Annotated in this window: 10 protein-coding genes; 3 read left to right on the forward strand and 7 right to left on the reverse strand. The window is 68.1% G+C overall.

What is annotated here, in order from left to right:
• Positions 1 to 23: 23 nt before the first annotated feature.
• Together LU699_RS02640 and LU699_RS02645 are read right to left on the reverse strand one after the other, a co-directional pair.
• The gene (locus LU699_RS02640) at positions 24 to 2,129 is read right to left on the reverse strand and encodes a S9 family peptidase (RefSeq protein WP_232134726.1); all 2,106 of its coding nucleotides are present in this window, start codon (positions 2,127 to 2,129) and stop codon (positions 24 to 26) included.
• Positions 2,130 to 2,202: 73 nt separating this feature from the next.
• The gene (locus tag LU699_RS02645) at positions 2,203 to 4,173 is read right to left on the reverse strand and encodes an alpha/beta hydrolase family protein (RefSeq protein WP_232134725.1); all 1,971 of its coding nucleotides are present in this window, start codon (positions 4,171 to 4,173) and stop codon (positions 2,203 to 2,205) included.
• A gap of 181 nt (positions 4,174 to 4,354) precedes the next feature.
• Here LU699_RS02645 and LU699_RS02650 point away from each other — a divergent pair, with 181 nt between their 5' ends.
• On the forward strand, positions 4,355 to 6,082 hold the full coding sequence (locus LU699_RS02650) for a peptide MFS transporter (RefSeq protein WP_232134724.1): 1,728 nt from the start codon (positions 4,355 to 4,357) through the stop codon (positions 6,080 to 6,082).
• Between the two features lie 99 nt (positions 6,083 to 6,181).
• Here LU699_RS02650 and ssb read toward each other — a convergent pair whose 3' ends face one another.
• The gene (gene ssb / locus LU699_RS02655) at positions 6,182 to 6,691 is read right to left on the reverse strand and encodes a single-stranded DNA-binding protein (RefSeq protein ID WP_232134723.1); all 510 of its coding nucleotides are present in this window, start codon (positions 6,689 to 6,691) and stop codon (positions 6,182 to 6,184) included.
• A gap of 172 nt (positions 6,692 to 6,863) precedes the next feature.
• Between ssb and LU699_RS02660 the strand changes: the two genes are divergently transcribed.
• Positions 6,864 to 7,862 (forward strand): polyprenyl synthetase family protein, encoded by a 999-nt coding sequence (locus tag LU699_RS02660; protein WP_232134722.1) that lies wholly within the window; start codon positions 6,864 to 6,866, stop codon positions 7,860 to 7,862.
• A gap of 15 nt (positions 7,863 to 7,877) precedes the next feature.
• Here the strand turns inward: LU699_RS02660 and LU699_RS02665 are convergent, their stop codons facing one another.
• From LU699_RS02665 to LU699_RS02680, 4 genes are all read right to left on the reverse strand, one after another.
• Positions 7,878 to 8,105, reverse strand: a complete 228-nt coding sequence (locus tag LU699_RS02665) for a DUF5808 domain-containing protein (protein ID WP_232134721.1) — start codon at positions 8,103 to 8,105, stop codon at positions 7,878 to 7,880.
• A gap of 121 nt (positions 8,106 to 8,226) precedes the next feature.
• Positions 8,227 to 9,639 carry a UDP-N-acetylmuramoyl-L-alanine--D-glutamate ligase gene (murD, locus tag LU699_RS02670; RefSeq protein WP_232134720.1) on the reverse strand — a complete coding sequence of 471 codons (1,413 nt, stop codon included), beginning with the start codon at positions 9,637 to 9,639 and terminating at the stop codon, positions 8,227 to 8,229.
• On the reverse strand, positions 9,620 to 10,996 hold the full coding sequence (gene murL / locus LU699_RS02675; protein ID WP_232580471.1) for a UDP-N-acetyl-alpha-D-muramoyl-L-alanyl-L-glutamate epimerase: 1,377 nt from the start codon (positions 10,994 to 10,996) through the stop codon (positions 9,620 to 9,622). The genes murD and murL overlap by 20 nt, the downstream gene beginning before the upstream one ends.
• A complete protein-coding gene (locus LU699_RS02680) occupies positions 10,993 to 13,584 on the reverse strand; it encodes a bifunctional aspartate kinase/diaminopimelate decarboxylase (protein WP_232134718.1) in 2,592 nt (863 codons plus the stop codon). The genes murL and LU699_RS02680 overlap by 4 nt, the downstream gene beginning before the upstream one ends.
• Before the next feature lie 111 nt (positions 13,585 to 13,695).
• Here LU699_RS02680 and LU699_RS02685 point away from each other — a divergent pair, with 111 nt between their 5' ends.
• Positions 13,696 to 14,565, forward strand: coding sequence for a PhzF family phenazine biosynthesis protein (locus tag LU699_RS02685; RefSeq protein ID WP_232134717.1), 870 nt, complete (start codon positions 13,696 to 13,698; stop codon positions 14,563 to 14,565).
• Positions 14,566 to 14,567 lie beyond the last annotated feature (2 nt).

Genomic DNA, 14,567 nt, shown 5'->3' on the forward strand with positions numbered 1-14,567 from the left:
GCCGGCCGTCCGCTCAGAGCCGCTTACTCGCCGATGTGCTGCTTGAGCCAGGCGTTGACCGTGTCGTGCCACAGCACGCTGTTGTGCGGCTGCAGCACCCAGTGGTTCTCGTCCGGGAAATACAACAGCTTCGATTCGATGCCCTTGCGCTGCAGCGCGGTGAACGTCGACAGGCCCTGGTCCACCGGCACGCGGTAGTCCTTCTCGCCCTGCACGACCAGCATCGGCACCTTCCAGTTGGCGACGTGGTTGACCGGGTTCCAGCGCTCGTAGTTCTTCGGCTGGTCGAACGGCGTGCCCTTGTTCTCCCATTCGGTGAACCAGAGCTCTTCGGTGACATAGCCCATCGAGCGCGTATCGAACACGCCGTCATGGTTGACCAGACACTTGAAGGGCGCGTTGCCGCGACGGTCGAACCAGTTGCCGGCGATCCAGTTGATCATGTAGCCGCCGTAGCTCGCGCCGAGCGCGCAGGCGCGGTCGCCGTCGAGGAACGCGTACTTGTCCTGCGCGGCGGCCCAACCCTTCTGCAGATCCTCGAGCGGCTTGCCGCCCCAGTCGCCGCTGATCGCGTCGGTGAATGCCTGGCCGTAACCGGTCGAGCCGTGGAAATCGATCATCACCACCGCGTAGCCCTGCCCCGCATACGTCTGCGGATTCCAGCGGTAGCTCCAGCCGTTGCCGAAGCTGCCCTGCGGGCCGCCGTGGATCAGGAACGCGACCGGATAGGTCTGGCCTTCCTGGTAGTTCCACGGCTTGACCACGTAGCCGTAGACGGTCTCGTTGCCGGCGCCCTTGAACGAGAACTGCTCGTAGTCACCGAACGCGACATCGGGCAGGCGCTCGGCCGCGGTCGGCGTGATCTGGCGCAACTGCGCATCGGCGCCCAGCGATTGCAGCGAACCGGTGTAGAGCGTGTCGCCGCTCTGGATCGAGTTGCGGGTCAGCGCGACGGTGTCGCCTGCAATCGCGAACGATGAAATGGAGCCGTCGGCAATGAGCCTGGTGACCTCACCGCTGGCGACATCGACGCGGAACAGCGGGTACTCGCCCGTATCCTGCGCGGCGACGTAGAGCGCGCTGCCGTCGGCGGACGGGGTCACGCTGCTCGGCGAACGGTCCCACTGCGGCGCGATCTCGCGCGCCTGGCCGCTGGCGACGTCCATCGCCATCAGCGCGTAGCGGTCGGCTTCGAAACCGGGGCGTTTCATCGCGCGGTAGAACAGCGTTGCGCCATCTTCGCTGAAGACCGGGCCGGTATCCCAGGCAGGATTGGCGCTGGTGAGATTCACCGGCGCCGCCTCGCCCACCGCGTCGATGCGGTAGAGATCGAAATTGGTCGACCACGGCGCCTCGCGCCCGGCCACCTTGACGCTGGCGACGACCGAGCGGCCATCCGGCGCCCAGGTGTAGTCCTCGGCGCCACCAAAGGGCTTGCCCGGGATGTCGCCGTCGAGCGCATGGCCCAGCGCGCGCACGGTCGTGACCGCGCGGGCACGGGCGGCCGGCAGGTCGGCGACGAACAGGCGGCTCATCGTGCCGTCCTTCCAGGTATCCCAGTGGCGCACGAACAGCTGGTCATAGACCACGCCGCTGGCCTTGGCGTCCTTGGTCTCGGCGAACTTGCGCTTGGTGCACCCGAGATCGGCGGCGCACTCGCCGAAGGTGTCGGCGCTGAACGCCACGCGCGCGCCGTCGGGCGAGAGCTGGTAGCTGCCGATGTCGACCGCGACGTCGGTCAGCTGGCGCGGCGTGCCACCGGCGAGCGGCATCGAGAACAGCTGCGAACTGCCGTTCTTGCCGCTGAGGAAGAAGACGGTCTGGCCGTCGGCCGACAGCGACGGCGAATTCACGTTCCAGCCTGCCGGGGTCAGACGCTTCGGCGGGGCCATGTCGCGCGTGAGCAGGTTGCGCGTGTACAGCGCGGTTTCCGCCTTGCCCGAATCGAAGTCCAGCGTGCGCTGGGCGAACACCAGCTGGCGACCGTCGGCGGTCAACAGCGGCGCGGAGACGCGATCCAGCTTGACCAGATCGCGAACGTCGAGTCCGCGCGCGGCCTCACGTTCCTGAGCAACGGCCGGCAATGCGGCGAGCAGGCACAACGGCAACAGCGCGAGGCGCAGGGACATGGCAGGGCTCCATACAAAGAGCCCGAATGGTAGGCCGGCGCCGCGATGCTGGCAAAGCGGCGCCGGCGGGGCGTCACTGGGCGGCGCGTTGTCCGCCCAGATGCGTGGCGAAGAAGTCGAGCAGCTTCGTGTAATACGCCCGCTTGTTGTCCGCCTTGTAGAAGCCGTGACCCTCGTTGGCGACGTACATCGTCTCGACCGGAACGCCTGCGCTCCGCAGTGCGCGTTCCATGCGCCGCGTGTGTTCTATCGGCGCGATCTCGTCCTCACCGCCGGCGACCAGCAACACGGGCGCTTTGATCCGGTCCGCGATGCGGTTCGGCGATGCCGCGGTCAACGCGGCGGCATCGCTGCCGACCCACTGGTCCATCCACGTCCTGAGCCAGGCGCCGCCGCGACGATCCTCGCTGCGCATCAGCTGCAGATCGTAGACGCCGACATAGCCGACTGCGCAGCGATACAGGTCCGGCTCCTTGGCGACCCCCATCAGCGCGGCGTAGCCACCGTAGCTGCCGCCGTAGATGCAGATGCGTTGCGGATCCGCATGCCCCTGCGCGATCGCCCAGCGGGTCGCATCGGTCAGATCGTCCTGCATCGTGCCGCCCCACTGGCGGGCGCCGGCCTGCTGGAACGAACGCCCGTAGCCCCGGGAGCCGCGGAAGTTCAGCCGCAACACGGCGTAGCCGGCCTGGGTGAGCAACTGGGTGTCCTCGTCGAACGTCCATTCGTCGGCAATGCCGAACGGGCCGCCGTGCGGCAACACGATCAGAGGCAATGCCTGTCCAGCCAATGCGCTACGTGGCCTGGCGAGGTAGCCGTGCAGTGCAAGGCCGTCGCGGGCCTGTAGCGCGATCGGCTGCATGGTGGACATGCGCTCGGGATCCACCGTCCTGCGACGCGCCATCACGAACGCCGCACGCTTCTGCTCCGCGTCGTAGGTGTAGAAGCTGCCCGGATCGACGTCGCTGGTCGCCAGCAGCAGCTTGTGCCGCGCATCGCGTGTCGACGAAGCGACCTCGACCGCATGCGCCGGAAACGCCTCGTCCAGCATCGTGTAGAAGCGGGCGTCGTCGGAACTCGCGTCGAAGAACGCCTGTCGCGCGTCGGGCCCGGGATAGCGTGCGCCGACCGGCACTTCGGTGCCCGGCCGGTACAGCACTTCCGGATCGAGCACCTTGTCGATCGAAACGTCGGTGCGTGCGCGGGTGGCGATATCCATCGCCACGATCGCGTCCGGGCCGCTCGGCCGGGTGACGCGGAGATAGGCGGTGCGCTCGTCATCCGAGAAGCCCAGGGGCGTTTCGACACGGCCGCTCTGACCCTCGTGATTCAGCAGCTGCCAGTCGCTGCCGCGGCCGGTCCGATAGTAAAGCTGGCTCTGGTTGTCGCTGCCCGCCCCCACCGCGAAACGCACTTCGCCGGAGTGATCGGTTGAAAAGTCCGCGCGCGTGACCGGCACCGTCGCGACCGTGGTGCGACGCCCGGTGTAGACATCCATGCGGTCGACACGCGTGTAGGGATCGCCGGTGAACGGCGAAATACCCACGAGGATGTTGCGCGGGTCGTCCTTGAGCATGTCAATCGGCCACGCGTAGACGCGTTCCTCTTTCGGACCCGACCGGATGTTGGTGCCGACGGTTCTCGTCTCCACGCGGTAGCCGACCAGCAACTGCGCGCGCCCACCATCGACATTCATCGCATACAGCTCGCCGGTCGGCTGCGGATAGTCGCGTGCACCGAAACGCTCGGCGAGTCCGAACAGCAGGCGGTCGTCACTGGCCCACCAGAAGTCGGCGATGTGGGTGTTCTTCGGAAGCTGGAAGCTGGCGACGATCTTCTGGTCCGCGCGGTTGAGCACGGCGATCATCGAACGATCCTCGTTCGGCAGCGTGGCTGCGAAGTACTCACCCGTCGGCGATATCTTGATGCTCTGGATGCTGTCGTCCTGCACGAACGGCGCCAGATCGACTTGCGCTTGCGCGGCCGCGCCAAAGACACACGTCAACGCCAGACAGCCCCACAACAGACTCTTGCGAACCCCCATTCCCTTCCCCTTTCGCGTCCATGGATACCGGCCCCACCACGCCGCGCAGGCGGTCTTCCGGTGGTCGGTGCGCGGAGGGTAGCGGGCGGGCACCCGCCCGGCAATCGGCGTGCTGCCGATCAGCGATCCAAGGCGATCGGACAGGCCTATACTCGCGCCTTCGCCCGCCCGGATCACGGCATTGAGCGCTGTCACCGCTTCCTCCGCCGCGTCGCACGCGGATTTCCTGGGCCACCCCAAAGGCGTCTTCGTCTGCTTCTTCACCGAGATGTGGGAGCGCTTCTCGTTCTACGGGATGAAGGCACTGCTGCTGCTCTACATCCTCAAGTACCACCTGTTCGGCGACGACGCGGGTTTCGATCTGCTCGGCGCCTACGGCGGCCTGGTCTACGCGGTGCCGGTGATCGGCGGACTGCTGGCCGATCGCTATCTGGGCATGCGCAAGGCCGTGGTACTCGGCGGCGTGCTGCTGGTGCTCGGGCATCTGGGCATGGCCTACGAGGGCGAGCAGGCGCGCATCGTCGATGGCGTCGTCGTTCGCGACGAAGCCGCGTTGCAGGTGTTCTACCTGTCGCTGGCGCTGATCATCATGGGCGTCGGTTTCCTGAAGCCGAACATCTCGACGATCGTCGGCAAGCTCTACGCGCCGGAGGATCCGCGGCGCGATTCCGGGTTCACCTTGTTCTATGCCGGCATCAACGTCGGCGCGCTGTTCGCGAGCCTAGTGTGCGCGTTCCTCGGCGAGACCTACGGCTGGAAGTACGGCTTCGGCGCGGCCGGCATCGGCATGATCGCCGGGCTGATCGTCTTCATTTGGGGCCAGAAGTATCTCTACGGCCTGGCTGAACCCAACGACCCGGCGAAGCTACGCGAACGCGTCGGTCCGCTGTCGCGCGAGTGGTGGATCTATGCCGGCAGCGTTGTCGGCGCGCTGCTGGTCTGGCAGCTGATCCAGCGCACCTGGACCGTCCATGGCGCGATGCACCTGATCGCCGTCGCGCTCGCAGTGTGGTTCGTCTGGTTCCTCGTGCGCCACTGCACGAAAGTCGAGCGGCAACAGATGCTGGCGCTGGTGCTGCTGATCATTGGCGTTCTGATTTTCTTCACCCTCTACGAGCAGACCTACGGCTCCTGGGTCACGTTCACCGACCGCATGCTGACCAAGGACCTGTTCGGCCTGACGCCCGGCGATTACCGGCCGGGCATTCCGTGGGCGATCTTCGCGCTCGCCATCAGCCCGTTTCTGATGGTCACCGCGCTGCGCGCCAGCGATCGCGGCAACGGCGGGCTGGCGAAGACGGCCGTCATCGCGATGGTCGTCGCGCTGGCGATCGCGCTGGCCCACGACGTCGTGCTGGTGCCGCAGACCGCGGGCTCGCTGACCTTCCTCGGCGCGTTCTTCATCGTCGTGCTGGCCCCGGTCTTCTCGTGGCTGTGGCCGTGGCTGGACCGCCGCGGACTCAATCCGAGCAAGCCGGCGAAGATGGCGATCGGCCTGGTGTTCGCCGGCCTCGCCTTCGTGCCGCTGATGCTGGCCGCGCAGTCCGCCGGCAGCGGCGTGCTCGCCAGCGTGTGGTGGCTGGTGCTGGCGTATTTCCTTCTGGAACTGGGCGAGATGTGCCTGTCGCCGATCGGCCTGTCCGCGGTGACCCAGCTGTCGGTCGCGCGCGTCGTCGGCCTGATGATGGGCGCGTTCTGGCTGGCCACCGCGTATTCGGAAGTGCTGGCCGCGCAGTTCGGCAAGCTGACCTCGATGGAGGTGCTCGAAGGCGAAACCTTCGACATGGCGGTCGCGGCCACGCGCTACGCCGATCTGTTCCAGCTGATGCTGTGGATCGGGGTGGGCTCGGGCATCGCCTACTTCGTACTGTCGCCGCTGGTGCGGCGCTGGATGCACGGGGTGCGCTGAGGCGCGCCTTTCGCGGTCATCCGGAACAGCGTTCCCTGAAACGCGGAACCCCCGATTGCTCGGGGGGTCGTGCAGCACATCAGGCGACGCGATATCCGATCAGAACGGGATGTCGTCGTCCGAGAAGTCGTCCATGGGCGCGGGGCGCTGCTGCTGCGGTGCCTGACGCTGCGGCGGGGCGCTGCGCTGCGGGGCGTCGCCACCGCCACCGGCCGAACGCTGCGGACGGTTGCCGCGTTCGTAATTGCCACCGCCACCGCCTCCACCGCCGTCACCACGGCCACCGAGCATCTGCATCTCGTTGGCGACGATGTCGGTCGTGTACTTCTCCACGCCGTCCTGGCCGGTGTACTTGTCGTAGCGGATCTCGCCCTCGACATAGCACTGGCTGCCCTTGCGCAGGTATTCGCCGGCGATCTCGCCGAGCTTGCCGAAGAACACCACGCGGTGCCATTCGGTGCGCTCCTGCTTGTTGCCGTCCTTGTCGTTGCGCACGCTGGTGGTGGCCAGGCTGATGCGGGTCACGGCCATGCCGCCCTGGGTGTACTTGGTGTCGGGGTCGTTGCCGAGATTGCCGACCAGGATGACTTTGTTGACGCCGCGGGCCATGGGAATTCCTTGGATTGCGCCAGCTTGAGGGCCGGCGTGATGGATTTCGACATCACAGTATAAAGCGCCCTGCCCCCGCCGTCCGCGCGGTCCGCATGCGGCGCTGGGTGGCAGCCGCACGTCGCCGTCGGGCCTTGCCTATAATTCCGGGCCTGCCTGTCCCGGATCCTGCATGAACAACGTCGCCCACCCGGCCGCCCGCCTCGATCTGCCGGCGATCCAGGCCCTCGCCGCCGGCGACATGGCCGCCATCTACGCGCTGATCCGCGACCGGCTGGCCTCCGACGTGGTGCTGATCAACCAGGTCGCCGAACACATCGTCTCGGCCGGCGGCAAGCGCCTGCGGCCGATGCTGGTGATGCTGGCCGGCCGCGCGACCGGCACGATCAGTGCCGAACACCACCAGCTGGCGGCGATCGTCGAGTTCATCCACACCTCGACCCTGCTGCACGACGACGTGGTCGACGAATCCGACCTGCGCCGCGGCCGCAGCACGGCGAACGCGATCTGGGGCAACGCGGCCAGCGTGCTGGTCGGCGATTTCCTGTATTCGCGCAGCTTCCAGCTGATGGTCGAACTCGACCGCATGCCGGTGATGCGCATCCTCGCCGACACCACCAACCGCATCGCCGAAGGCGAAGTGCTGCAGCTGCTGCACGTGCGCAATCCGGACACCGACGAGGCCGCCTACCTCAACGTCATCGAGCGCAAGACCGCGGTGCTGTTCGCCGCCGGCACGAAGCTCGGCGCGCTGGCCTCCGGCGCCGACGAGGCCACGCAGCAGGCGCTGTACGACTACGGCATGCAGCTGGGCTACGCATTCCAGATCGCCGACGACGTGCTCGACTACTCGGGCGACGCCGACGCGCTGGGCAAGAACCTCGGCGACGATCTCGCCGAAGGCAAGGCCACGCTGCCGCTGATCCACGCGATGGCGCAGGCCACGCCGGATGTGCGCGCGCGTCTGCGGACCATCGTCGAGACCGGCGATACCGATGCGCTGCCCGAAGTGCTGGCCGCGATCGACGCCGCCGGCAGCCTCGACTACAGCCGCGCCCGCGCGCTCGAGTACGCCGAAGCGGCCGAACGGGCACTCGCGGGACTCGGCGACAACGCTGCCGTCGCCGCACTGCGCGGCCTGGCGCGCTACGCGGTCGAACGCGGGCACTGATGCGAGATGGCGCCGTCAGGCGCCGACCACGGCGTAGGCCAACAGAAGCACCGCGACCACCAGCGCCATCAGGATGATCACGCCGACCGGCCGGGCGAGATTGACCGTCCAGCCCAGCGCGCGCGGCACCTTCGGCACCCACAGCCGGTCATCGTCCGCGGACCGGTAAAGACCGAGCCAGCGCTGGCCGATCCAGTTGCCGGGGTCCTGCCAAGCGCGTGCGTTGCGTTCGCTGCGATCCATGTCGACGTCCTGTTCGATCGGCGTCCAGTCTCGCAGTCTGAAAGCGCGCAGATGCAGCAATCCGACCGAAGACGAAACGCCGGCGACGGACCGGACCTGGCGCCCGACCAAGCAGTTCGCCTCAGGCGATTCCGATCCCCGGAATCGCCATGATCGCATCCGGATCGAAACCGCCCAGCGCCGCGAAATGGCGGCCCCGCGTGGTGTAGTCGCGGTAGGCGCCGAAGCTGGGCGCGCCGGGCGACAGCAGCAACACGCCGACGCCGTCCAACGCCGCGCGTGCTTGCGCGATCGCCGATTCGAGATCTTCGGCCGCCGACAACGCGAACCCGGCTTCGCGTGCGACCGGTGCGAGCAGATCGAAGATGCGCGGACCGTTCTGACCCATGGTCACGATCGCGTGCGGCGCGCCCGTGCGCATCGCGTCGGCGAATGCCTGCCAGTCGAGACCACGGTCGTGGCCGCCGACCAGCAAGGCGACGCGTCGATCCCGGTAGACATCGAGCGCGGCGAGACTCGCATGCGGCGTCGTGCTGATCGAATCGTTGATCCACAACACGCCATCGCGTGTACCCAGCGGCTGCAGGCGGTGCGGCAGCGGCACGAAATCGACCGCAGCCGCGGCCAGCGGCGCGGCATCGATGCCCAAGGCTTCGATCGCGGTCAGTACACCGCAGAGATTGCCGCGATTGTGCCGGCCCGGCAGCGGCAGGCCCGAGGTGTCCATCACGGCGGTGTCGCCGCGATACAGGACCTCGCCACGCAGATGCCAGCCCTCGGGCGTGCCGAACCAGTGGATCCCGCTGTCCGGCAACACCAGCGCGGCGAGGCGTGGATCATTGGCATTGAGCACGGCAATGCGCGGCCGCGCGCGGTTCAGCAACGCCAACTTGTCGTCGACGTACTGCGCCTCGCTGCCGTGCCAGTCGAGATGTTCGGGAAAGATGTTGGTGACGACTGCGATGTCGGGCCGCACGCCGCCGGTGGCGACATCGCCGGTCTGGTAGCTCGACAGTTCGATTGCCCAGGCATCGGCGTTCGCATCGAGCAGTTCCAGCAGCGGCAGACCGATGTTGCCGGCCAGTGCCGTACGCAGGCCGTGCGCGCGCAGCAGATGCGCGAGCAGCGCGGTCGTCGTGCTCTTGCCCTTGGTGCCGGTGACGCAGACCGTGCCGGCCGCGACTTCGCCCGGCGCGGCGCGCGTGGCGAACCACAACGCGGTGCCGCCGACGAACTGCGTGCCCTGCGCCGCGGCCGCCATCGCATCGCGCGCGTACGGGCTGATTCCCGGCGACTTTACGACGACCGCACAGGCCGACAGCCGTGCGGCGTCAATGCCGGTGTCGCAGGTCAACAGCGGATCGCCGAGCGTCGCCGCATCGCTGGCTTCATCGGGGTTGCAGAACAGAGTCAGCGGCAGTGCCGGCGCGCGACTGCGGATCGCGCGCCAGGCTGCGCGGCCTTCGCGGCCCCAGCCCCACAGCGCGATGCGGCCGCCGTTGGCGGCGATCGCCTCAAGCTGCGAGATGCGCACGCAGGCGGTCCCACAGCACCTCGGGAATGCGGTGTGCGTCGTGTTCGACCGCCAGCAAGCCGGCGACATCCAGCTCGCCCGCGTCGAGCTGCGGCGCGATCTCACGGGCGAAGCGCGCGACGATCGCGTCCTCGCGCCACTCCGGACGCTTCGCCAGCGCCGCCATCGCCGCGCGCGATTCGCGACCTTCGCCGACGCATTCGAAAGGCTTGTGGTCCTGGTACTCGAGCAGCGCGTCGTAGCCCGGCACCTGCGACGCATCGTCGAGCAGATTGCGTCCGAAGATCGACACCAGACGCGGCTTGGGCATGAAGGGCGCCAGCGCGAGGAACACGAAATGGCACTTCGGGCAGATGCCGCACCAGCGGTTCACCGGCCTCTCGCCGAGCAGATGGAAGTTGCGGTTGCAGCTGGAGAAATGCGCGTCGTAGCGATCGGTCTTGGCGAACTGGCGCGCGACCGCGAGTTCCGACAGTGGGCGCAGCAGCGAGTAGTAATGCAGGTCCGCCGCGACGCGCGCCTGCACGTGATCGCCGAACGCGCGCTCGAACGCCCAGCCCTTCGACCACTGGTGATTCACTTCACGCGTCTCGCCGCCCGACGCGTCCTTGATCAGGCTGCCGTAGCTGGCCGAGCGCTCGTTGGAGAACACCACCTGATCGACGCCGTGCAGCACCGCGGCCAGCACGAGGATCGCCGAGTTGATCGCGGTGACCGGGATATGCCCGTTCCACGCGCCCTGGCGGTTGTACTCGAACAGTTCCGGCGCGATCTGGCGGCCGATGTTGAGCGTCGGCAGACCGGTGCGCTCGGCGCAGACGCGGATCAGCTGCGAGCCGCCGATCCAGCTGACAGTCTGCTCGATGCCCAGCGCGCGCAGCGCTTCGATCGATACCAGCGAATCCTTGCCGCCGCCGATCGCGACCAACGCATGCGTGCGTAGACCGAGCGCGGGCGCTCCGGCAGTCGCGACTGCGTCATGCGGAAAACGGATCTTCCCGTGCAGATCCAGCCCGTTGCGATACGCGAACTCGCCGAGCCCGTGCACGTACACGTCCTCGAGCAGCGCCGCGGTCTGCGCATCGATCGCGTAGCCCTCGATGCGGATGTCCGCCGGCACTGCAGCCTTGTAGTAGCTGACGCCGGCGATCAGGTGCAGCAGGCGCAGCGCCTGCGTCGCGGCCTGCGCACGCGCGCCGTCGAGCACGAACGGGGCGCCCGGCACGGTGACGGTTTCGATCAGCTCCGGGCCGTCGTCGAAGGCATAGCGCAGGCGCGCGACGCCGGTGGCGGCGTCGAGGTCGCAATCGATGAAACGGAAACTGCGGACTGCATTGCGGTCGAAAACAACACTCATTCCAGAACATCCTGCTGCGGCAGCTGCCGCAGGTTGTAGGTATTGGCCATGACGAAGCCGTATGCGCCGGCGTCGGCGATCAGCACGGTGTCGCCTTCGCGGGTCGCGGCGGGCAGGCGGCGGCGCGTGCCGAACACGTCACTCGATTCGCAGATCGGGCCGACGATCTCGATCGTGGCCTCGACCGTGTCATCGAGACGCGTCAGGTTGTGGATGCCGTGCCAGGCGTCGTACAGCGCCGGCCGCATCAGGCTGTGCATGCCGGCATCGACACCGACGCGGCGCGTGCCCAGCTTGTCCACGACCTGGGTCACGGTCGTCAGCAGCACGCCGGCTTCGGCGACGAGGTAGCGGCCCGGCTCGATCGCCAGGCGATAGCGCGGGTATTCGGCTTTGATCGCCGCCAGGCCTGCGGCCCAGGCCGGGATGTCGAACGGCACATCGTCGGGGCGATACGGAATCGGCAGACCGCCGCCGATGTCGATCGTGTCGACGGTACCGACCGCATCGGCGAAGCCTGCAAGTTCCGCGTAGACCTCGCGCCAGTGCGCGACGGTTTCGATGCCGCTGCCCAGATGCGCGTGGATACCGGTGATGCGCGCATCGACTTCTTCGGCCGCGATCAGGAATGCATCGAACGCGCCCAATGGTAGGCCGAATTTCGACGCTGCACCGCCGGTGACGACCTTGGCGTGGTGGCCGTCGCCGCGACCCAGATCGAGACGCAGCCACAGGTCGCGGCCGCGGAAGACGTCCGGCCAGTGGCGCAGGGCTTCGACGTTGTCGACCGTCACGGTGACGCCGCGCGCGTAAGCGGCCGCGTACTCGCTGCGCGGGGCGAAGCTCGGCGTGAACAGCACGCGCGACGGATCGAGATCCGGCAGCACGGCGAACACGTGTTCGAGCTCGCCTTGCGACACGCATTCCAGCCCGAAACCGGCATCGACCAGCGTGTGCAGGATCGCCGGATGCGGATTGGCCTTGATCGCGAAGAAGCGGCGGTCGATCGCATCGGCGCTCGACAGCGCAGCGGCGCGTTCGCGCACAGTCGGCAGGTGATAGACGTAATGCGGCCGGCCCGGCTCGGCCAGCGCCAACAGCGACTCGCGCGCGCCTTGCCACCACTGCGGCGCACGTTCGCGGCGGCCGTGGGCGATCTCGCGCCAGCTCGGGCCGAACACGGTCTCGTCATGCACCGGCATCGCGCCGCTGTCGATCAGCTCGGCATGCAGCACCGGCAGCAGTCCGTCGGCGTCGGCCTCGTCGATGACAAAGGTCAGGTTAAGATCGTTCGACGACTGCGAGATCAGATGCACGCGTTCCTTGCCGAACGTGGCCCATACATCCGAGAGTTTGTGCAGCAGCGAGCGCATGCCGCGGCCGACGAGCGTGATCGCCGCGCAGGGCGCGATGACCTTGACCCGGCAGACTTCCGCCAGATCGTCGCTCAATCGCGCGAGCACGTCGGTGCTCACGAGGTTCTCGCTGGGATCCAGCGACACGGTGACGTTGGTCTCCGACGAGCCGATCAGATCGACCGACAGACCGTGGCGCTTGAAACGTTCGAACACGTCGGCGAGGAAGCCGACCTGCTGCCACATGCCGATGCCTTCCATCGACACCAGCACGATGCCGTTGCGGCGGCTGATCGCCTTGACGCCCGGCACCGGCTCGGCGCTCGCGTCGATCGCGGTGCCCGGCAGATCGGGACGTTCGGTGTCGAGAATCGCCATCGGCACGCCGCCGTCGCGGCAGGGCTTGATCGAACGCGGATGCAGCACCTTGGCGCCGGTGGTCGCGATTTCCTGCGCTTCGGCGTAATCCAGCCGTGCGAGCAGACGTGCGTCGGGCACGTCACGCGGATTCGCGCTGAACATACCGGGCACGTCGGTCCAGATCTCGACGCGGCGTGCGCCGAGCAGCGCACCGAAGTACGCCGCCGACGTATCCGAGCCACCGCGGCCGAGAATCGCGGTGCCGCCGTCGCCATGACGGGCGATGAAGCCCTGGGTCAGCAGCATCCGCGGCGTCTGCGCAGCGAACCGCGCGCGCCAGTCGCCATCGGGTTCGCGCTGGCAGTTCACCGACAGCCGCAACGCCCAGTCGCTCTGGTTCGGCAGCGCGACCGCGTCCAGCCAGTCGCGCGCATCGCACCAGCCGAAATCCAGACCCTGCGCCGCGAGATACGCCGCGCCGATTGTCGAGGACAGCAGTTCGCCCTGGCCCAGTACCTCGGCCTGCCAGTCGAGCGTGCGCGTCGCTGCGCGTGCGTCGGTGGCCAGCGCCTGCAAGGCGGCGAGACGCGAGCCGAGCACCGCATCGACGTCCAGTTCGAGTTCGGCGACGAACGCGCGATGGCGCTCGACCAGCGCGGCGACGCGCGCAGGCGAATCCGCCGCGCCATCGGCGATCGCGGTGAGTTCGTTGGTGACGCCCGACAACGCGGAGACCACCACCAGCACGCGCGCGCCCTGCTCCAGCGCCCGGCGTTTCGCCAGTCGGCCAATGGTGTCCCAGCGGTGGCGACGCGACACCGAAGTGCCGCCGAACTTGAGCACGATCCAGCGATCGTCAGGGGGTGAGGACATCGAGGTGGGGTCTCGGATGGGGCGAAAAACAGCGCGAAGACCGGCATGCGGTGACAACGCGCGCGATGACAGGCGATTCTAAAGCAACCCCCCGCCGCACGAGAGACCCCGATGGATCGCCGTTACCTGCAGTTGGATGTGTTCGCCAACCGGCCCGGCGCCGGTAATCCGCTCGGCGTGGTCGTCGATGCCGACGGACTCGACACCGGGGCGATGCAGGCCATCGCGAACTGGACGAATCTCTCGGAAACCATCTTCCTGCTGCCGCCCGATGCCAACGCTGATTATCGCGTGCGCATCTTCACCCCACGCCAGGAACTGCCGTTCGCCGGCCATCCCAGCGTCGGCGCGGCCTGGGCAGCGTTGGATCAGGGCTTGGCGACGCCGCGCTCCGGTGCGCTGGTGCAGCAATGCGCAGCCGGTCTGTTGCCGGTACGCATCGACACGCGCGACGGCCACACGCTGCCCAGCGTGCGCGCCCCGCGCGCCGTGCACCGAGCCTCCCCTGACGGGATCGAGTCCCAGCTCGACGCCGTGCTGCAGGCGCTCGGCGCGATCGATGCGCCGCATGCGCTGCTCGACAACGGCCCGCGCTGGTGGTGCGTGGATCTCAGCTCGTCCGCCGCTGTGCGCGCACTCGCGCCGCCGCTGGCGGAGATCGCCGCGCTGTGTCTGGCCAGCGACGCCGTGGGTGTCGCGGTCTGCGGGCGCAGCGAGGCCGCCGATCACGCGCTCGTGGTGCGTGCGTTCTGCCCTGCCGACGGCGTGCCGGAAGATCCGGTGACCGGCAGCGCGAACGCCGCGATCGCCGCGTGGCTGCACATGGACCGGGCCGAGGACGGCCGCGTCGTCCGCTACGTCGCCAGCCAGGGGCGCGAACTGGGGCGCGATGGGCGTGTCGAGGTCGAAATCGACCCGGCCGGCGAGGTCTGGATCGGCGGCGCGGTGCAGGCGGTGATCCGCGGAACATTCGAGTGGTGAGC

It is taken from the genome of Luteimonas fraxinea, from assembly GCF_021233355.1.
Taxonomy (GTDB): Bacteria; Pseudomonadota; Gammaproteobacteria; order Xanthomonadales; family Xanthomonadaceae; genus Luteimonas; species Luteimonas fraxinea.

Excerpts from the sequence above, each read along its gene's own strand:
- murL (WP_232580471.1), bottom strand. The coding sequence starts at position 10,996 with ATGAGTGTTGTTTTCGACCGCAATGCAGTCCGCAGTTTCCGTTTCATC.
- ssb (WP_232134723.1), bottom strand. The coding sequence starts at position 6,691 with ATGGCCCGCGGCGTCAACAAAGTCATCCTGGTCGGCAATCTCGGCAAC.
- LU699_RS02640 (WP_232134726.1), bottom strand. The coding sequence starts at position 2,129 with ATGTCCCTGCGCCTCGCGCTGTTGCCGTTGTGCCTGCTCGCCGCATTG.
- LU699_RS02685 (WP_232134717.1), top strand. The coding sequence starts at position 13,696 with ATGGATCGCCGTTACCTGCAGTTGGATGTGTTCGCCAACCGGCCCGGC.
- LU699_RS02665 (WP_232134721.1), bottom strand. The coding sequence starts at position 8,105 with ATGGATCGCAGCGAACGCAACGCACGCGCTTGGCAGGACCCCGGCAAC.
- LU699_RS02680 (WP_232134718.1), bottom strand. The coding sequence starts at position 13,584 with ATGTCCTCACCCCCTGACGATCGCTGGATCGTGCTCAAGTTCGGCGGC.
- LU699_RS02645 (WP_232134725.1), bottom strand. The coding sequence starts at position 4,173 with ATGGGGGTTCGCAAGAGTCTGTTGTGGGGCTGTCTGGCGTTGACGTGT.
- LU699_RS02660 (WP_232134722.1), top strand. The coding sequence starts at position 6,864 with ATGAACAACGTCGCCCACCCGGCCGCCCGCCTCGATCTGCCGGCGATC.